Source organism: Bradyrhizobium sp. Unk1, assembly GCF_059512345.1.
In genome coordinates this window covers 1-19,559 of record NZ_JCAMOP010000073.1, presented here as the reverse complement: position 1 = coordinate 19,559, position 19,559 = coordinate 1, and the positions used below count along the sequence as shown (strand labels likewise).

At 60.1% G+C, this 19,559-nt stretch carries 11 protein-coding genes and 5 pseudogenes; 10 read left to right on the top strand and 6 right to left on the bottom strand.

Features of this window, described 5'->3' with window-relative positions; all coding sequences use genetic code 11:
• Positions 1-661: 661 nt before the first annotated feature.
• A pseudogene (locus AC5ZFO_RS44835) lies at positions 662-745 on the top strand (hypothetical protein); the annotation flags it as partial.
• Positions 746-1,376: 631 nt separating this feature from the next.
• Here AC5ZFO_RS44835 and AC5ZFO_RS44830 read toward each other — a convergent pair.
• Both AC5ZFO_RS44830 and AC5ZFO_RS44825 read right to left on the bottom strand, forming a co-directional pair.
• Entirely contained in the window at positions 1,377-1,574 is a 198-nt protein-coding gene (locus tag AC5ZFO_RS44830) for a hypothetical protein (protein WP_496123890.1), read from the bottom strand.
• A 270-nt stretch (positions 1,575-1,844) separates the two neighbouring features.
• Positions 1,845-2,290: pseudogene (locus AC5ZFO_RS44825) on the bottom strand (transposase); the annotation flags it as partial.
• Positions 2,291-2,640: 350 nt separating this feature from the next.
• On the opposite strand from AC5ZFO_RS44825, the gene AC5ZFO_RS44820 reads away from it, so the two are divergent.
• The 3 genes from AC5ZFO_RS44820 to AC5ZFO_RS44810 all read left to right on the top strand — a co-directional run bounded on the left by AC5ZFO_RS44820 (position 2,641) and on the right by AC5ZFO_RS44810 (position 3,724).
• Positions 2,641-2,826, top strand: coding sequence for a hypothetical protein (locus AC5ZFO_RS44820; RefSeq protein ID WP_496123889.1), 186 nt, complete (start codon positions 2,641-2,643; stop codon positions 2,824-2,826).
• A gap of 84 nt (positions 2,827-2,910) precedes the next feature.
• Positions 2,911-3,207 (top strand): hypothetical protein, encoded by a 297-nt coding sequence (locus AC5ZFO_RS44815; RefSeq protein ID WP_496123888.1) that lies wholly within the window; start codon positions 2,911-2,913, stop codon positions 3,205-3,207.
• Positions 3,208-3,352: 145 nt separating this feature from the next.
• A complete protein-coding gene (locus tag AC5ZFO_RS44810) occupies positions 3,353-3,724 on the top strand; it encodes a hypothetical protein (protein WP_496123887.1) in 372 nt (123 codons plus the stop codon).
• A gap of 449 nt (positions 3,725-4,173) precedes the next feature.
• Here AC5ZFO_RS44810 and AC5ZFO_RS44805 read toward each other — a convergent pair.
• Positions 4,174-5,756: pseudogene (locus AC5ZFO_RS44805) on the bottom strand (S10 family peptidase).
• 1,657 nt (positions 5,757-7,413) lie between these two features.
• Here AC5ZFO_RS44805 and AC5ZFO_RS44800 point away from each other — a divergent pair.
• Both AC5ZFO_RS44800 and AC5ZFO_RS44795 read left to right on the top strand, forming a co-directional pair.
• Positions 7,414-8,288: pseudogene (locus AC5ZFO_RS44800) on the top strand (ATP-binding protein).
• Positions 8,289-8,757: 469 nt separating this feature from the next.
• On the top strand, positions 8,758-9,111 hold the full coding sequence (locus tag AC5ZFO_RS44795; RefSeq protein ID WP_496123886.1) for a hypothetical protein: 354 nt from the start codon (positions 8,758-8,760) through the stop codon (positions 9,109-9,111).
• Positions 9,112-9,983: 872 nt separating this feature from the next.
• On the opposite strand, the gene AC5ZFO_RS44790 is transcribed toward AC5ZFO_RS44795, so the two are convergent.
• From AC5ZFO_RS44790 to istA, 3 genes and pseudogenes are all read right to left on the bottom strand, one after another.
• Complete coding sequence (locus AC5ZFO_RS44790; RefSeq protein ID WP_496123885.1) at positions 9,984-10,181, bottom strand: hypothetical protein; 198 nt, start codon at positions 10,179-10,181, stop codon at positions 9,984-9,986.
• Between the two features lie 798 nt (positions 10,182-10,979).
• Complete coding sequence (locus AC5ZFO_RS44785; protein WP_496123884.1) at positions 10,980-11,516, bottom strand: hypothetical protein; 537 nt, start codon at positions 11,514-11,516, stop codon at positions 10,980-10,982.
• Between the two features lie 2,108 nt (positions 11,517-13,624).
• Positions 13,625-15,023 (bottom strand): annotated as a pseudogene (istA, locus tag AC5ZFO_RS44780) (IS21 family transposase); the annotation flags it as partial.
• A 155-nt stretch (positions 15,024-15,178) separates the two neighbouring features.
• On the opposite strand from istA, the gene AC5ZFO_RS44775 reads away from it, so the two are divergent.
• The 4 genes from AC5ZFO_RS44775 to AC5ZFO_RS44760 all read left to right on the top strand — a co-directional run bounded on the left by AC5ZFO_RS44775 (position 15,179) and on the right by AC5ZFO_RS44760 (position 19,292).
• Positions 15,179-15,895 (top strand): hypothetical protein, encoded by a 717-nt coding sequence (locus AC5ZFO_RS44775; RefSeq protein ID WP_496123883.1) that lies wholly within the window; start codon positions 15,179-15,181, stop codon positions 15,893-15,895.
• A complete protein-coding gene (locus AC5ZFO_RS44770) occupies positions 15,892-16,722 on the top strand; it encodes a hypothetical protein (RefSeq protein WP_496123882.1) in 831 nt (276 codons plus the stop codon). The genes AC5ZFO_RS44775 and AC5ZFO_RS44770 overlap by 4 nt, the downstream gene beginning before the upstream one ends.
• A 494-nt stretch (positions 16,723-17,216) precedes the next feature.
• Positions 17,217-17,978 carry an IS110 family RNA-guided transposase gene (locus AC5ZFO_RS44765; RefSeq protein WP_496123881.1) on the top strand — a complete coding sequence of 254 codons (762 nt, stop codon included), beginning with the start codon at positions 17,217-17,219 and terminating at the stop codon, positions 17,976-17,978.
• A gap of 288 nt (positions 17,979-18,266) precedes the next feature.
• Positions 18,267-19,292, top strand: a complete 1,026-nt coding sequence (locus AC5ZFO_RS44760) for an IS110 family RNA-guided transposase (protein ID WP_496123880.1) — start codon at positions 18,267-18,269, stop codon at positions 19,290-19,292.
• Positions 19,293-19,559 lie beyond the last annotated feature (267 nt).

Here is a 19,559-nt window from a genome sequence, read left to right as displayed (position 1 = left end):
AACTAAACTGTTGATAACGAAGTGGGTCTCGGATTGAACGGCCGCACACTCCGCATAATCGTGGGCTCCGCATAATTTCTCTTATGTGGTGCACCACATAACCGCAAGGGCATCGATGGCCCCGCTTGTGCGCGATGCCGGCTCAGATCCGTTCGATGGGGCGCTTTATGTGTTCCGTGGCGGACCTGTCGCTCGACAAGGAGATGCTGCAGGATGTGATCCGCCGAAAGCTATGAAACCTGGCCGGAAGCGCAAGCTGGTCGATGAAATGTTCCGTGAGGACGCTCTGTTTCTTCCTACGGCTCACGCTCGACGTAGCGACCTCGTTTCCATGTGCTCCCGCTTTCAAGTTAGACCAGAAAGGGGCAGCTGAGATGCGGCCCCTTAGCGGTACAATCGCGACTCGTGATGAGATGCCAGCCCGGCAGAGCTGCCCAGTCTGCCGCCATAGTACGCTAAGCCGGCGCTCCTGCCATCGCACGATTTGTCTGGGCCGACAGGAGGGATTTCACGATAAACTGCATCAAGAAAATGTCTGTCGCGGGTATCGTTGCTTCCGGGGCGGCCGCTGGTTCGGGCGCAGGTTTATTAGCTACGGCCCTCCTTCTTCTCCGCTCAGTGTCGCTCGCCGAGAGCCCGGAACACGCCTTGTTCAGGCAAGAAAGGTGGTATTTCTCATTGTGAGAATGGTAAGTTTGCTCGCAAGAACGGAACAGTTAGCTGGTCACCTTCGGCAGAAGCATGAAGTGAATTGGACCCGCGGAGCGGGACCGCTTGAACCGGTTTGTTAGTTGGAAACTGACCGCTCCTGATCCCTTTCTATCACGCTGCCTGCTGCAGCCGCAGTCAACGCGTTGTCCACCATGTCCACAGCCTGCGCGGGCCGTTTGTGAAATCAATGTGTGTTGGTCGTTGCTGCAAGCGTCATGGTACTCTAACGAGTAAATTGCAAGCTCTACTGCTCGATCCGACCATACGTTGGATGATGTGAGCGGTCGTAAGCAGATAGTCTTGCGTTCTCGCCTCGGCGACGTCTGCAAGACGACAATCAGAAGGGAGCGTAAGTCGCCCGTAGAATGAGAAATGATGTCGCCCCCTTAGGCGTGTGTCCCGGGGCCGCTGGCAGCGCGTAGAGTGCCTCGTTTTGCCTGAAAGGAAGGGGGGAGCGATGCGGAAGGTGCGGGAGATTTTGCGGCTCAAGCTCGGCGTGAGGTTCGCGCGCCATGTCGGCAACTTCGATCCGAGTAGGGAGGTGTCGCCGATCCCACTCTCGGTGACGCGATATGGATTGCATCATTCACAATGCCCAGCGCCTCGAGCTCAAAGGCGACAGCCTGCGCCGTCAGGCCGGCGAAAGGAAAAAGACGTGAACTACCTCACTCAAGCTGGAGTTCAACGCTTTCGAGAAGACCTCGGCACGCATCGGAAAATCCAAACTGCACGCCGTTGAGACCGCGATCCCACGAGATGCCGCAGAAACGATGACCAGCCGGATTTGTCCTCCTTGGCGCCTTCACAAATGCCGAGGATTCCCGGAACCCTTCTGCATTGAGCGCTGAGGTCACCAGCAGCACGCGTTCCGAACCTCACCAGCCCAGCCGCGCTTCATGACAATGTCATCGAGGTAGAGATACGGATGCTTGCCTTCGATCCTGCAGTACCGCCACGCCTCGACCTTGGCAGAAATCTCCTTGTTAAGGTCGAAACTTTGCTCGGGCTCAGCCGGCTCCCAACAGCTCCTCGATGAGGCCTTCGACCCCCGAACCGAACTCCCGATCGTGACCCGTGGCGTGGTGTAGCTGATTGCGGGTCCGCCGCATTTCGCCAGAAGCGGGCCGGATCGGTCAGGTGGCGATTGCTGGGAAGCTGACGGCGGGATCATCGCCCAACGGCGCGATCGTTTCCAGTGTCATGTAGCGGCCGCGCTGGACCGCCCACTCGTCGTTCTGTTCAAGCAGGATGGCACCGATCAGACGGGTGATGGCATTCTCATTGGCGAGGATGCCGACCACTTCGGTTCGCCGCTTGATCTCGCCGTTGACTCGTTCGAGCGGATTGGTCGAGTGCCAGCTTGGCGCGGTGCGCGGCCGGGAAGCTCATGGTAGGCCAACACGTCGGTCTCGGCCTCATCGAGGAAGGCCGCGAGCTTCGGCAGTTTGGGGCGTAGCTGATCGGCGATGGGCCGCCATTGCGCCCGCGCCGCCTCGGCATCATCCGGGGCAAAGGCGGTGGCGATGAAGGCGGAGACAACGCGCCGCCCGCTCTTGCCGGCATGCGCCAGCGCGTTGCGTGGAATTGGTCCCTCCGAGGCGGAGACGTTCTGGACCGCGTTCCTGCGCAAGCTGTCCAGCGCCCGGCCATGGGTGACCGCCGAGAGTGCAATAAGGCCGCGGAAACTGACCTCACACCCGAAACCGAGACGCCATGGTGTTGAGGGTGACTGCGCAGAGCGCTCATGAAGCGATAGCCGAGTGACGCATCGAACGCCCAGCTAAGACTGGCCTTCAATGCGGATAGATCATTTGTGCTCGCCGCTCCACCGATCGACGAGGCCAACTTCTGGCTCTGATCCTGAAACGCTTTCGATGCCGAAAGGAGATTTACAAGCGCGCGATGACAAGAGCGCCGCGCAGTGTCGAAATGATTATCTTTACCGTGAGGGCGACGCTGCGCGATCTCAAGGGCCGAGAGCCGCAATACCGTCTCCTCGAGATCAAGATAATTCCCCATGGCGACGTCATAGGCTTCCTCGAAGGCGAGGAGCCCGTGGAGGAGAAGGCGGTCGGCTTGGAAGCGCTCGTATTGCTGGACCGACATCGGGCGTGAGCGTTCGGGCATACTTTGCCAAACGCCTCCCGATGAGAAGCCCACGACTTGGTAGGCTCCCTCATATGGGAGCGCATAACGCCCATGCAGCAAGCATTCTTTACCAGCGACTTTCCCGTCGCGATCGAGATGCGCGGCAACACGGGGAGGATCCGCGACAGCAAATTCCTTCGGGAGTTTCAGATCACCTACAACTCCGGCTTTTGGGAGCTTTATTTTTTTGCCGCACTCAAGGAGCTCGATATCACGGTGGACTTTTCCCATACGGCGCCCGATTTTGTCGCGCAGGGTTTGCCGCTCGCGATCGAGGACACAATTGCCAGCCACGCCATGGCGACGTGCCGGAATGGGAAAGTCGTTAGCCGGGATCGTTCACGATAACCTTGGCCCGGCTTATATCCAGTCTATCATCCGGCTTTCCAATGCCCTGCTCGGCAAATCCAAGCTTTATCACGCCGCGCTGCCGTTGGTGGCGGACCGCTCGTAAATCGTTGCAATTTCCAACTACGGCACCCAGGATTTCTACATGCTGGGCGACGTGGCCATGCAACGGCTGCTCTATGACCAATACGAAGAAAAGCACGTCTTCAGGAGCAATGGTGCGCCGGTGGCGGTCGGACTGTTCCCCTCCGATGCCTTCACGCATATCAGCGCAGTGATGTATTCGACGACGGCGACCTTTGGCAAAGCACGCGCGCTTAGCAACGACGAAGGAGACTCCGTTTTCCAGGCGGTCCGAATACGCAACAATCTCGAACCCATTCGGATTGTCGCCCGGAAGAAGGACTACAATGAGAGCCTGATTGATGGCCTTCGTCTCTTCACCAATCCTTATGCCGAACATCCTATTGATCTCGACTGGTTCGACGATCCCGGCATCCGCATCTTTGCTGCGTAGAAGGACGGCAGCCTGCGCGTGATGAGCCCGCTCGTGGCGAGCGGTTGCAGGTCCGCCTCCAGCGCGTCAGCAATTTCCTTGGCATAGACCTCCCGGTCATCGACTAGAGCGAAAAGGACTTCAAGTACTCCTTCTTCGCCGGATTTGCGATCCGTCGCCTTCGTCCAGTGGTAGAGCGGAGAGTTTTCGGTCTCATGCTCTTCTGCGGCGGTGACATACTCCGCAAAGGCGTCGAACTGACGTTTCAGCGTAACGCGATGCACGGCTAGGATATCGAACAGCCGCGCCAGTGTCGGACAACGGAGTTTTCGGCGTGCCGATTCCGCCGCGAAACGAGGATTTCAGTTGGTCTCGCACCAAAAACCCAATCTCCTATACTTGCAGAACGCGATCATGCTTATGTTTAGTTCGCCTCCGGCAGCTCGCCTTCGGCTTGATGAAACACACGCCTACTTCATCATCGCTTCGACCTCTGCGCGAAAGGCTTGGCGCGAGGCGTCGCGTGAATAGAACATGTGGCCGCCCGAATAGGCCACGAGTTTGACGCGATCCACCGCCGAGGCAAAGGGTGGCAATTGATCGAGCGCCATCTTCGAGCCGAAATAGGGCGTGACAAGATCGAACAGGCCGTGTCCGACCAGCGTCCGACCAGCACGTTCATCTTCGGGTCCGTCGCAAGCATCTGGCGCAGCTCTGAAAGCGATTCCGGGGGGCTACCGTTGCCAAAATTCCAGGCCGGACTGACGCCGCGGTTGAGCAGTTCATAGGAGCCGTCCGGCCGCCAATTAAGCTTGCGCGTCAAGACATCAACGGCGGCACTCGCCAGCGGCACCGCCACCGCATCCCCCGAGGGATCGCCGAAGCGGTGGCGATCGGAGTCCGGATAGGGATCGAGGCCGCGCGCGGAGGCGTCATAGCCGCCGGTCACCTTGCCGCTCTTGCGATCTAACTCGCGGCGGAATTCGCCGACGCCAAAGCGCCCGGCCAGCCGTCGGCTTACGGCCTGGTCGATGCCGGTCAAGGCGGCGACTTTGTCGGCTAGACTATTGGTGGCCTCCCTGTCTGCCTGGCCTTTGACGAGGTCGGCCAAGAATTCGCCACGCGCGTAAGCTTCGACGTCTGTGAGATCGGCGCGTGTGACCGCTCCCCTGCCTTCGCCCTTGGCTTCGCGGGCTACCGCGACATAGCTTGGCAGCGTCGCGACATATTGCAGAAGGCTCGTGCCTGCGACGCGGTAGTCGAACAGCGGCGAGACCAGGATCAGACCCTTCACGCCGACGCCCTGCTGAATCTGCAGATTGCGCACTACCTTGGGTCCGCGAATGCCGCCATAGCTTTCCCCCGCGATATATTTCGGCGAGGAGAGCCGCTCGTGCTTTTCGAGCCAGCGGCGGATCACAAGCGCGATCGAACTGGCATCGCCATCGACCGAATAGAACCGCTTGCGCACATCCTCGCCCGTCGCCACGAAACGGCTATAGCCGGTGCTGACGGGATCGATGAACACGAGGTCGGTAAAATCGAGCCAGGTCTCGGCGTTGGGCCTGACCTCCGGCGAGGCCGACGGCGTGACGGTCTCCGCATCGATCGGCAGCCGCCAGGGCCCGGCACTGCCGAACTGCAGCCAAGCGGAGGATGAGCCGGGGCCGCCATTGAAGAGGAACGTCACCGGACGCGTGGCGCGATCTGTGCCGTCGAGCTGATAGGAGGTGTAGGCGATATCGGCCTGCGGCTCGCCTTTGTCGTCTAACACGCAGATCGAGCCCGCAGTCGCGACAAAATGAAGCGTCCGGCCCGGCAGCCCCAGCGTCTGTTTAGTGGTGGAATCCCGCGGCAGGCGATGCTGATCGGCGATCGCTGGCCAACTCGGCGTGCTGCCGCCGCGCGCCCCTGGCTCCCCCTTCGGGCCGGCCGGCATCGTGGAGCCGAGGCGCGACGGCGAATCGTCGGCCCGAGCGCTGCCCATTACGGCGCAGGCAAAGAGGGCTAGCGCAAGAGAGGTGCGGCGCAGCGCGATCAAATCGAACAGCATTGAGTTTCTCCCGGTCCGGCCGCACCTTGCTCGCCACTCAAGAAGCAACTGGTGAGGCCCGGGCCGAGCTGCCAATTGCCAGTCTTGACGTTGCGGCACAATCCGGCCTCGCGCGACTATGTTGCACAATGGGTGTTTCCCAAAGCGGCTCTAGTCACTTAGCTGAAAACCGGGAACAACAGACCTACTAAGGCTAGTAGTCTCTATTATTGGGCAAGGCGTCGGCGGATTCCCTGCACATTCGCCTGGTCGTTCTTCAGTTTTCAAATCTACCCGTCAGATCGAAAGGCCGGCACGGCGGACGGGCCTCACGGTACACTGGATCCGCCCCAGCGGATCGGCGTATTGCTGTTTGTCCTCCGGACCAAGTTGATGGCCGCCATAGCATCCGCCTTGTGGTAGAGCCTTCCAGACTGGCAATCTTCCTGTTGTTCACTACGTCAGCTTCCAACGCCACTGCTGATTTAACGTCCCTATAGAGGTGGACGATATTGGAATGTGAACCGCCCCGGGTGAGTTGGTCCCGGTTGTCTGAACAGAATTTCCGCGTCGATAAGTGGTGCCTCTGCCGGGGTTAGGCTGCCATGCGGATAGGCAGCGAGGTGAAGTAGGCTTGATCCGGTGTGCCGGCGTCAAGGCTCGAATGTGACCGGCGGCGATTGTACAACAAGGCTCAAGAACGCCCACAGGACCGTTCTTCGCGAAGTTCTTTATCGACATCATCCCTGGTTTGGTCGGCGAGTTTGCGTTCATGGAAGGGTCGAGAAGGCTGATGATGTCGCTTTCCGCTGCTCTCTGGATGGGTCGCAAACAGATCGTTGCCTGGAAGTTCCAGCGTGGATGTTCGATCGGACGGCCTGCCCTGACGCCGAGCCTTTGACAGTTCAGCCGTTTGTCAGCATTGACGCACTTGCGGCGCTCTCTGCGCTTCTCGATCTGGCGTTGAAGGATCGAACGCCATCAGCTGCCCTGCTTTCTTTCGTATCCAGAACCTCTCACGACCAGAATCGGGGAGAGACTCATGTCACGGCAGACGGCAATGCCAGGGAGCGGGTACCGACACGATCGACAACCGCGCCCGCAACAGCAGATGGATCTGTTCGGGAGCGGCCAGTCGAACGGCCCCATCGGCGCCCAGCATGGCCGGAGCTGCCAGCGGAAGCCCGGGCGGCCCTCACGAGCCTAATGACGCAGTGATCCTCGACCTGCCGCGATGACGGCGACGGCGCTGGCGAAGGAGGCCGGTCATGATCTCTGACAAAGTCAGGCCTCATCTGGAGCGCAAGGCGCTTCTTTACGTGCGCCAGAAGACAGAGACGGAGGAGCGGAGAAAGACGTGCTATCACAGCGCATCAGGTAGCTGCTCGCGCAGTTTCCCAACGTGCATGTCGTCAACCCGACGTGGTTGAATCAATGCAGACGCAGCTATAGATGCTGAGGCCGTGAAGAGATCAACGCATGAGCACGCTAAGCACAAGGGCTGCTCAGGAAGCGGAATCGCAGGCGCGAACGTGGCGCTCTTGTCGCAGCCAAGGCGTCAAGGAGGCTACCGAAAGCCGGCACTGACAGAACCGCTCCGCCCGCAGAAGAAGCGCCCATCCTCTTCCGCGCCAACATTCGTGGCCGCACTTACTACAATTGATCAGGAGAGATCAGCATGCTCATTCACCCCACCGTCGATCGCTTGCGCGCCCTCGGCCTCGCCGCCATGGCCGATACTCTCGCCGAACTGCAGAACAATCCCGAGGCGGCCGGGATGCCGCACGCCGATTGGCTCGGCCTCCTCGTCGATCGCGAGGTGACCGCTCGCGACAACCGCCGCCTCGCGCGTCGCTTGACCAGCGCCAAACTCCGCCATCGAGAACGTCGACTATCGCACCGCTCGAGGCCTTGACCGCTCGCTCTTTCAAATCCTCGCTACCTGCCAATGGATCCGTGATGCAACCATCTGGTCATCGTCGGCCCAACCGGCACCGGCAAGTCCTGGCTTGCCTGTGCGCTCGGCAACAAGGCCTGTTGTGACGGCTTCTCCGTCCTCTACAAGCGAACATCCCGCCTGTTCGCCGATCTCGCGCAGGCGCGCGGCGAAGGCCGTCTGGCGCGCCTGATCACCGCGCTCGAGCGGATCAATCTCCTCATCCTTGACGACTGCGGACCCGAACCGCTCACCGCCGACCAGCGCCGCAATCTGCTTGAGATCGTCTACGATCGCTACGACAAGGGTCCTTGTTGATCACAAGTCAGGTCCCCGTGTCGCAATGGCACGATGTCATTGCCGATCCCACCCTCGGCGATGCGATATTGGACCGCATCATTCACAATGCGCACCGCCTCGAACTCAAGAGGCGACAGTCTAAGGCGTCAGGCTGGCGAAAAGAAAAAACCGTAAGCACCTCGCGCACGATCGCCCCGCCGGCCCACAGGCCCCTCCTCGTGCGCGTCGCTACGTCGCTCGTGAGGGCACTACGCGCCCCGCACGGGGCCCTCCTATGGACCGCCGGAACGATCTCCGAACCAACCCGCCAGCCTTGACCAGAGACAATTTCCGGCACACATAAGCCCGTCAGTCGTGTTCGTCTCCAAACTGATCGCGATCACTGGAATCCGTGATCACCACCGCCTGGAACACCTGATCGCCATCCCCGGAATCCGCAAGCTAGGAAGCAAAGCGGCGTTCCTATCTGGAATCAAAAGAGGCCGCCTCTCGGTAGCCTCTTGCCGGTTGCAATGTTGATCGTGCTGAAATGCCAGTCCCGGCCGCCTTATTACTACTGATTCCCGGTGTAATGTGGAGTCCGCAAGAATGCGGTGTTCAATCATCGAAGCCGCGCAAGTGTCCTAATCTGCCATCGCGGATGTCCTAATTAGGACAGCCCCCCGCTTTGATAGAGGCATTGCCTCGCCCCCCGCCGCATACCGATCAATGCCGAAGATGGTTGCCCCTCAAATTTCGCAACATCAACTCCTTTTCTGAGGAGTTGCCTTTGCGTGTCGGGCCTCGATGAATCTGCAGCACCGGCGCGAGCTACTGCGGCTTCCAATCCAGCAACAAAGGAAACCTGATATGATTCCTATAGAGGAGTCCTTTATTCGAGCGGTAACGTTGCTTGACGGTCCAAAACCGACCGAGCAACGGACTGAAATCGTCGCCCACTTGGATACTATTGTAGACTATGCGCGCGACGATGCCGAGGAGCGCCTAGCCCATAGTTTCAAAGAGATGACCCTGAACCACCTGGACAGTATTGGTCGAGATACGTCGACCATTGTTGAGGAAAAAATGGACCTGGCTCTGATCGCCACCGAAGAATTGATTATAGCTATCGTCGAGCGCAACCGGCGGGGAATAGGATGATCCGGGCGATGTCCATGCAGGAACTTGCAACCGGGCAATACGGCGGCCGTTGGTCGCGAGCAGATAAGCATGAGAGGCGACGACCTCCAGCAAAGACATGCACGCAGCGCCATCGGACCAAGCAATAACCTTCAAAGTCACGGACGGCGCGTGACTGGAAGCCCTTCGATCGAGGGGTTCATGGTGTACTTGTTCGGGCCCGACGGGAATATTGTGCACTCCGCAAGACTGATTTGCGCCGATGAGGAAAGGGCTAAGCAGCGAGCACAGCAATTAGCCGAGACCAATAGGGTCGAGCTTTGGCAGCTCACTCGCAAGATTGCGAGCTATCGGTCACGCGCGAACTGAGGCGCTTGGTTTGCGCAATCCTCGCTCTTACCCTTGGCCATGGCGTTTGTCCCTCGCAGATATGATCCCGGCCTCCCGGCGGCGCTCCAGCTCTTGCTCAAGGATATCCAGGCCAAGACAGATCAACGCCTCGCCGACCTCAATCGGGTCATGCTCGTCGAACGGAGGCTCGCTCGGATTGACGGGTGCCATCATGGTGCATGGTGCCTACGTCGTGTCTGGTGCACGGATTTGAAGGTCTGCCTCTAGCGAAGTCGAGCGCTAAGTTGCCCCGCACTGGTTCTGACGCCGAAAAAGGACCCGCGATTTCACTGGCGAAAGATCTTCCCATTGCCCTCGGATCGACTGCAGGTCTGTTACGCGCCGAGATGGCCATGATCTGGAGAGCCGCCTCCAGAGAGTTCCGTCTCGGCGGCTAGATGAGCGGCGAGCGGCTCTTGACCTGAGGCCAAGGGCGAGCTCAGGATCGCCTTGGTGCGGTCGTCTGAGGGCGTCGAATTGCCGGTCATCGAAGCATGCCCCGCCTAGCTAGGATCCCGCTCCAAAATGAACGTCGAGTGACCCTTCGACCTCCTGCCGACCTCGTTGAGGCAGGCAATGGCAGCATCAGTCGAGACATGATCGGTATTGGAGAGGTGCTTGGCGAGCGCACTGATCTCGCGTGTGACGAACACGCTAGCCATGATCTCGCTGCGGCGTTCTATCGTCGTGAGTGTAGCCATGCGACCAAGCTCCTCTGTGTCGCCGCCGAGCGTCCGGTCAAAACGCTCGGCGGCGGGAATTGGGCCGGCGCTGGTCTCCGGAGTGAGAGCAGCGGAGAAAACACTCACTCATCAGCACAAACCCCGCACTCAGGCCGTAAGGCCGGCGCGCGCCCGCACCATGCCTCAGGCCTAAGCCGTGACTTGCATCTCAAGTATACAGGCCCGCGCTGCCGGGTTTCAGCGCGCCGACGGGTGTAGATTTCTGAGGCGGTCTCGACATGCTGTTCAGAGCGAGCCGGTGATTTCGCCCGGGCCGACCTCGAATGCACGGTCGTAGCTGAGGCCAGCGCCTGTGCTGCTGCCTTTGTGCGGGCGTAGATTTCATTGGCGGACAGGTTCATGGTTTGAGTCCTGTCCTTCTGTTCGCGTCGGATCACGCAGCCTTGTCGGTCGCGGGCTTGTTCTCGGCTTACCAAGCTTTGAGCTGTTCTGCGTTTTCGAAGATCGAGAGATAGGTTCCAGCTCGACTTTGATTTCCGAGCGAGGTCGCTGTGCACGTAACCCTCGACGCGGTCGAGTACCGTCAGAACAGCCTGCGGCGAGACGTAGCGCATCGGAGTCCAACCAGCAGGGGCACCCTTCAAGCCGGGCAAGGCGAGCGCGGATGCAAGCGACGACACACCGCTACGACCGATCCAATCGGCGTAAGTGACGCGATCGAAATAGCGCCGGCTGGTGATGTTCGTCGTTTGACCACCATGTGAGAGATCGGCGGAGCCGTTCGGATTGACTTTGATCTTGGCCGCATACTCGGGGTCATAGGGCCGGCCACCAGGCCGCAGCCAGGGTAGCTCGCGCACTCGGGAAAGTTCTTTCCGCGGCACGCCGGGCATGTCCATGATTGCGACTTGGAAGCTGTGGATCTGCTGATCGTCCGGAAGTTGCCGGTTCAGAATTTCGCGACTCAATCTCGGCTTCGGCCATCGCGCGCATCGCAGCGCGGAGCTGCTTGATCGCAGTGGTGACGGCTTCCTGCATCTGTTTCTGAGCAGCCGCGCCGAGCGAGTCGACGCGCGTCAAATTGTCTTTCCGCTCCTTTTCGGCGGCAGCAGTCTTTGCTTCCGTCAAAGCATGGTCGGCTCGCCGGTGAGCCGCACGAGCTTTCACCAAGCGAATTTCAGCTAAATTCTTGATGCCGACGAGGTCACCGATCTGGTCGTCAGACAACTCGATCGGCGGCGCTTCCATTGAGTGGACGGCGCTGGCGAACGCGGCCTCGACCGCGGCAAGTTCACTGGGCGTTTCCAGACCTTTGGCTTCCAGGTTGGCGATCTGCGAGGTCTTGCCGGCCATGAACGTCTCCGTTGTTCACCGGGACATATTGCACGGCTTGGCGCTTTGTCCTTATGGCACAATCGCTGATTATTTTTTTTTGCGATTTTGTCCTGTGGAATTTGACGACGCAGTTGCCGATTGCGTCGACCAACGGCTGCGGTGACCTGCCAGCGGGCGGTGCCGTCAGTGCGTTCGCGTGCGATGCTTACGCAAACAACGCCGCCGGCAGCCGCCGTGGCGATCTGATGGGCGACCTTGCTCTTCGCTCGCCTCCGACGAAGGCAAGCTCAGCGACCACTACGGCCGTCGGAACAGGTAGGCCGAAGACGCGCTGCAGGTGCTGCGACTGAGCGGTAGCTGTGGCAGTTTGATCGGGGAAACTTCCGGATTGCTATTGCCGGTGCAGAGGTGGCCGCCCCTCAAACGCTTGCGACCGCAGGGACGCGATGTACCGCTCAAAAAAGTGCATCCACTGGCCTGTGCTACCCGTAGGTACGCTTCGCAAGCGATGGTGGCCAGCCCGTCCTCGAAGACTGAGGCTGGCCACCTTTGCTCCCGAGAGGCTGAAATTCTCTGGACGCCAGCATCCTATATTGCTGAGAAGCATGCGGAACACCTATCAAAATTAGTGGGGACGAGAATGTAAGGTAGTGCGAGCGCCCTCGCGCCATCGAGGTACATTCCGACGTGAAACACTGCACGTTCTATGGAAGGTTGCAGATGGTGAAGTGGTTCTACAAAACTCAAGCAGGGGGGTGGCTCAGATCGTTCCGACTGGGAAGGCTTTTGCGGTCACGTTTCGTGGTGAGACATTGGGGCATTATGCTTCGCCAGCGTCAGCGGCCGAGACTTGGCGAACGGAACATGCTCTTGGCCTTCGGCCGGAGACCCATCAAACCTGGGCATACCGGAAAAGATTAGCGAGTGGCAGCGCGTGCGGTGACTTACACTCCCCGAGGGTCCTCACCTCTGGTGATCACCGCCGTTTGGATCGTCCACACTTGGGCGCGATTCGGCACCGTTCGGCTGCGCGCGTCAGGCGCTACCCCTGCCACGCCCGCACTACCATTTGAAGTTAGCGGCCACGTGACACGGCGCTTATCGCCCACGCATACACAGAGGAAAAGCGCTGGCCAGCCTCAAAGCAGCGGAAGAAGCCGACCGGGAGCGTATCGCTCGCAGAATGGGCATAACCGTCATAACGGGCTTAGCCCATGAGCCGGAAGCAGTGCGAACGCGGCTCTGCGCCTGACGGCCTGGGGGCATGATGAGGCATTATCCTGCCGCATCCGCACTGCCAAATTGAGTTAGCGGCGACGTGACTCGGCGCCGACCGTTCTGGTGCCATTGCGCTGTCCCTGCCACGGCCCGTTAACCACAGCGGCTCTGTATCCGTGCTAGCTTACCAAAAGCTGACGAGACTGCGCGCCCATCGACCAAACGAAATGCGACCCGTGTGGGCCGTTCAAGCCGGGCGGCCTATAACAACAGTGCGTGCAATCTGCTCCGGGCAATCCTGCAGCCAAGCAAAGACGCCCGCTAGACTGTAAGGCCGTGCGACTTCATGGCCGCCAAGCTTAATGGGATGATCTTCGATAAGATAGAATTGCCCATCGGCTGTTCTGACCATCCGATCTCTTATCTCAAACCACACGCCCGTTGTCGGCCACCTTTTGTAGGATACGCGCGTCGCGAAATGGACCGCTTCAGCAAGGTCCCGCGCTGTCGGATTCCGTTTCCGCGCGCGCAAATGCCTTAAAGGCTTAGCTTTTGGTGCCATGATTTGTCCTTGAGCATACGCCTTCCTCGTCGGCTCAAAAGCCGCGCGGATGCGACTCGGCGCCCTTATCGGCTGGGGGGCCTTGGATAGAGGCGCTATCCCTGCCGCATCCGCACTGCCCCGTGAAGTTAGCCCTGGGATCAAAAGGCTAACCCACACCCAGCTTTCCCGTGAACCCTTACCCACGGGGGCTGAAGTGCGGTTTAGCGAGAAAGCCGCCGCGAGTGGCCTACCTAAATTGATAGGCTAGACTGAGCGACTTAACGCCGCTCAACCTGTCAGTAATTCAGCCTATCGGTCTTGCAAAACGATCAGGCCGACGCGAACGGCGAGCTGACCTCCCCGTATCACGTCGACGGGCCAGGATATTGAGCACGACATCGGCGGAATGGACGCTGTGACTGAGCGCTTCGGCACAGGCCGCTTCCACCGCGGGCAGACCGTCAGTCAGCACCGCGTTGAGGATGTCGACCATCTGACGATTGCCGTCGTCGGTGCTGGCAAGCTTGCGCCGGATCCGCTCGATCGCGGCGGGCAGCACCCAGTCCTCGAAGGGAGCACCGTTGCGCAAGGCGCCGGGTTTGCGGGCGAGCACCGGCACATAATGCCACGGGTCGTAGACGGTATCGCCGCGGCCAAAGGATCGTGGGTGCTCGGCGACGATGCGTCCATCCTGTCGGATCACGATGCGATCGTGCATAGGCTTGAACCTCGACCGGTCGTCCGACTGCGCTGGCTTCGACCGAGTACCTGTTGTTGTCGAAGCGCACCAGGCAGGGCTTCGAAACCGATGCCGTCACCGCATGGAAGCCGTCGAAGCGGCCGGCATAGAGAACGAGTTTGGGGCGTTCGGCTTCGAACACCTCCCAGATCGTCTGATCGACCAGCTCCGGGTGGCGATGAGCCTTGGCGTAGGCGATGCATTTGTCGAGCAGCCAGGCGTTTAACTCGTCGAGGGTTTTGAACCGCAGCCGCGGCGTGAAGAAGCGTTCCCTGACCAGCCCGACTTGGTTCTCCACCTGCCCCTTCTCCCAGCCCGACGCTGGCGTGCAGGCGACCGGATCGACCAGATAGTGGCTGCACATCTGCAGGAAGCGGCGATTGTAGAGACGCCCTTTACCGACGAAGATCGTCTCTACGGCGGTCTTCATGTTGTCGTAGATGCCGCGGATGCAGGTGCGTTTGAACAGGGCGAACGCCCGGTCGTGGGCGTCGAACACCATCTCCTGCGTCTCCCGCGGATAGGCCCGCACGAACAGCATGCGGCTGTGACAGAGCCGGACATGGGCAGCCTTCACCATGACCGCGGTGCCGCCCAGCAAGACCACCTCGTGGCTCCAGTCGAACTGGTAGGCTTCGCCTGGGGCAAAGCTCAGCTGGACATAAGCGGCCGCGGTCGATTGCCCGCGTTCCCTGCTCCACCGCTTGGCGTAGCGGCGCACCGCATCGTAACCGCCGTCATAGCCGCGGCCGCGCAGCTCTTCGAAGATCCGGATCAACGTCAGCTGTTCACGAGCCGATTTAGCCGCGTTCGCCGCCAGCAATCCGTCGAGTTTTACTGCCCATCGTCCGAGCTTGGGCCGCGGCTGCACTTGCCGCTCATACTCGAAGGAGGTCTCTCCCGACCTCAGAACCTTCCGGACCGTGTTCCGTGACACCTTCAGGTCACGTGCGATCTCCTTGATCGTCTTGCCCTTGATGAAGTGCTCGCGCCGAATCCGCGCAATCGTCTCCACGACCAGCATCCTCCACCACCTGCTTTGTTACGAAGCAGGCAGCGCAACAGACCAACCTGTAGGGGCGCATTGCCGCATCCAGAATGTTACTGGACAACTTCTCGCCGATGATGGGTCGGTGCCATCGAATTGGTTCGGTGGCGTCTATAGCGGGAAAGATCAGCATGGGCGCGCGGCGCGAGGTGGTGTCGGCGGTGACGGAGCGTTACCGGTCGGCCAAACGAGCGGAGAAGGGGCGGATTCTCGACGAGCTGTGCGCGACGACGGACTGGCATCGCAAGCATGCGGTGCGCGCGCTCCGGCGACGCGAGACGGTTGGACCGGGCGAGGTCGAGGCAACAAGAAAGCGGAGACGCAGATATGGCGCGACGATCAAGGACGCGCTGACGGCGCTAAGGGAAGCGTCGGATCGAGTATGCGGCAAGCGGCTCAAGGCGATGATCACGACCTTGCTGCCGGCCCTTGAGCGACATGGCCGATTGCAGCTTGGCCAGGCGGATCGTGACTGTGTTCTCTCGATCAGCCCCGCAACCATCGACCGCCTGCTCGTGGACGTGAAGGTCGCAGCGAGCGGCGGCAGGCGGCGCCGTGCCGGATTCGATTCGGCAATCCGGCGCGAGGTCCCAATCCGCACGTTCAATGACTGGCACAGCGCGCCGCCTGGCTTCTGCGAGGTCGACATGGTCGCCCATGGCGGCACGTCGGTGGCTGGCTCGTTCATCCAGACCTTGACGATGGTCGATGTCGCCACGGGCTGGACGGAGTGTCTGCCGTTGGTGACGCGAGAAGGTTCGCTGGTCGTCGAGGCGATCAACCACGCACAGAGCCTGTTCCCTGGCTGTTGCGCGGCCTGGACTTCGACAACGACAGCGCCTTCATGAACGATGTCGTCGTGCCTTGGTGTCGCGAACAGAAGCTCGAAGTCACTCGCTCGCGCGCCTATAAGAACGACCAGGCGTTTGTCGATCAGAAGAATGGTGCCGTCGTCCGCCGCCTCATGGGCTATGGCCGCTTCGATGGCGTCGAGACGGCGCGTATGATGGGCCGCCTCTATGCGGCGGCACGGCTCTACGTCAACTTCTTCCAGCCGTCGTTCAAGCTGAAGGAGAAGCGCCGCGAAGGGGCTAAAGTGATCAAGCGCTATCATCTCCCATCGACGCCCTATGAGCGTGCATTGGCGCATCCCAAGGTGACCGCGGCCGTGAAGAAACGGCTACGCGATCAGCATCGCTCGCTCGATCCGGTCGCGCTGTTGGAGGAGATTCGCGCAACCCAAGAGGAACTCGGCAATCGCGTCGATCGTCGTGCCGGACAGGCGCGCGGCCTGCAACCCGCTCACACTAGCACCCTGCCAACGACCGCGGCAACGTTCGCGAAGACGCTCGGCAAGACGGTGACTGCCGGCCAGCCGCGTGCCACGCACCGTCGCCCCCGTCGGCTCTATAAGCCGTCCAAGCTCGACCCGCATATTGCTGTGATCGAGGGTTGGCTCGCTGAGGAGCCGCAGCTAACTGCGCTCGCCATTGTCGGCCGGCTGAGTGATAAATGCCCTGACGAGTTCGGGCCGAGACAGCATTCTATTGTGCAGCGTCTGCTGAGGGGGCTTCGACGGATGACTGCTAGGCAGTTGGTCCCGCGGAGAAGCTGCTTGGCGACGCCGCGACTGTGGCCCCGTTGCCCGGGGTTGTGGACGGCTCGGGCTATGTAAGGCCCGACCCGCCCACAGCCCCTCTCGCCGAGCAAGCGGGGAAAACTACTTGGCGCGGCCCATCAGTCGACCTCGGATCGTCATCGGCCACGGCGCCACCCGGGTAACATCTGCAAGTGAGGCAATACGGGGGGCAATATTGCAGACGATGACGTAATTGCGGTCGGGCGCCCGCGGCTCGAAAGGTCCGCTATCTTAAGCCTTCCCGCAATCTCACGAATCGGATGAGGCCATAAAGCAATATGTTGGGCTGGATGTCTCGCAAAAAGAAACATCAGGATGTGTGGTCGACGAAGTAGGTCAGGTCTTGTTCGAGGGAAAGGCCAAGTCCGACCCGGGGGCGCTCACGGCACTGCTTCGCAAGCGGGCGCCACAGGCGGAGCGCATCGGATTTGAGACCGGGGCGATGGCGACTATGGCATGAACTTCGTAGAGGTGATCTTCCGGTGGTCTGAATCGACGCGCGTCATGCCCACGCGGCTTTGTCCCTGCGCATGAACAAGAGCGATCAGAATGATGCTCGAGGTTTGGCCGAACTGGTGCGGGTCGGCTGGTATCGAGAAGTCAAAGTCAAGAGCGAGGAAAGTCAGAAGATCCGCGCTATACTCGTCGCGAGATCTCGGCTCGTGGCCATACGTCGAGATATCGAGAACCAGGTCCGCAGCCTCATCAAAGAATACGGTTTGCTGTTGCCACGCGCGATCGGACTGCAGTTTCGCAATCAGGTCTGCGAGCTATTGGGCAAAGATCATCAGCTCCTCGGTGTGATCGCGCCGCTTCTGTCGATCCATGAACAGATCTGCAAGCAGCAAAGCAACTTCGACAACGAAGTCCGCCAGTTGGCAAAGTCGGATGAGACGACGCGCCGCCTGATGACGGTTCCTGGTGTTGGCGTGGTGACCGCCTTGACCTTCCGCCACACGATCGACAACCCATCGCGCTTCCGATCTGCATCGAGCGTTGGCGCCTATCTGGGTCTTACACCTCGGCGCAACCAATCTGGCGAAACTGACATCAATGGCAAAATATCACGATGGGGCGACCGTCTTCTCCGAACTTACCTGTTTGAGGCCGCGACCGTCCTGCTTTATCGAACGAAGAAATGGTCGTCCCTCAAGGCCTCGGGAATGAAGCTCGCCAAGAGGATTGGCTTGAGGAAGGCGAACGTCGCCATCGCGCGCAAGATCGCCGTCGTTTTGCACTGCATCTGGGTCGACGGCACATCGTTCGACTGGGGCCGCGCGAAGGAAGCCTGATCCGATTTTGTAAAGTTCCTGGTCCGGTCTGCCGGACTGGCGATATCCCGCTGGGACGGTGTTGTGGCGACCTCGTTCATTCGGCTGGTGGCGGCTTGACTGTACTCCGCTGCAGACGTTGAGGCGTCCGACCCGGACATCATCATGAGGCGCTGCGCGACCTCGGAAAATGAAATGGACGCCTCCCTCCCAAATCGGTAGGAGCGGCAACGAGCGAGCCAACTGGGCAGAGAGGCATCAAAGATGCCCGAGTCAGCGAGCTCTTGAAGCAAAATCGGAGGACTGAGCATGAACGATATTCGGGCCGTCGTTGGCGTAGATATAGCCAAGCATGTTTTCCAGCTGCACGAGGTCAGCAGAGAGACTGGGGAAATCACTAGCGTCCAGCTCAAGCGCAAGACATTTCTCGCACACTTCGCGAACCGTTCGACATGTCTAATCGGTATGGAGGCCTGTGGCGGCGCGCAGCATTGGGCGCGAAAGTTGGTTGCATTGGGCCACGACGTAAGACTACTGCCCGCTCTGCAGGTCAAAGCGTTTGTCTGCGGCAACAAAAACGACACGGCTGACGCTCGGGCAATTTGGATGGCAGTGCAGCAGCCGGGGGTCAGGAAAGCGGCTATCAAGACAGAAGCACAACAGGCAGTGCTCGCGATGCACCGGGTACGTCAGCAACTAATAAAGTTTCGCACCGCGCAGATCAATGCGCTGCGCGGTCTATTGACTGAGTACGGCGAGGTCATGCCGCAAGGACGTAGCGGCATCGCCAGGCGTCTACCGGGCATCTTCGCCAACTTGGTGGATCGGCTACCCGTCATATTGATCGATACGCTACGCGAGCAGTTCGCGCGGATCGGTCGACTCGATGAGGAAGTGGTCGAGATCGAGCGCCGACTACGTGATTGGTACAGACAGAATGATGCCTGCCGGCGGCTGGCAGAGGTTCCGGGAGTCGGTCTGCTGACGGCCACGGCAGTGGTCGCGGCGGTCGGTGATGCCAAAACGTTCAAGTCTGGACGAGAATTTGCCGCATGGCTGGGGCTGGTGCCTCGTCAGACCGGCACGGGCGGGCGTGTGAGGTTGCTCGGCATCAGCAAACGCGGCGATACTTACTTACGCACGCTGTTGATCCATGGCGCGCGGTCCGTGCTAACACACTGCAAATCGCCTCCAGAATGGATCGCAAAATTGGTCAAACGCCGCCCCATCAATGTGGCGATCGTGGCGATGGCAAATAAGACGGCGCGCACGCTATGGGCGCTTCTGGCTCATGAACGACTGTACCAGCGTGAATACAAGAGCTCGCCAGCGTAGGTCGGTTATCGCGCAATTCAGCCGACGAAAGGGTGATCTTCTGAGGTTGCGCAAGTCCCGTGAAGAGTGATGGCAAACAGGTCGGACCGTGATCCACTAAACCTGAATGGTTCTTCGGGCTTCGAGCCCTCTCGGAAAATGAGGCGTGGATCAGCGAATTCCATCAGGGCCAGCAGGTAACCCCCTGCACAAACAGATCCCATGATTGAGGCGCAGAGGAGCTAAGCTGCGTCATCCTAAACCGGAGATCTGATCATGACTCATTCG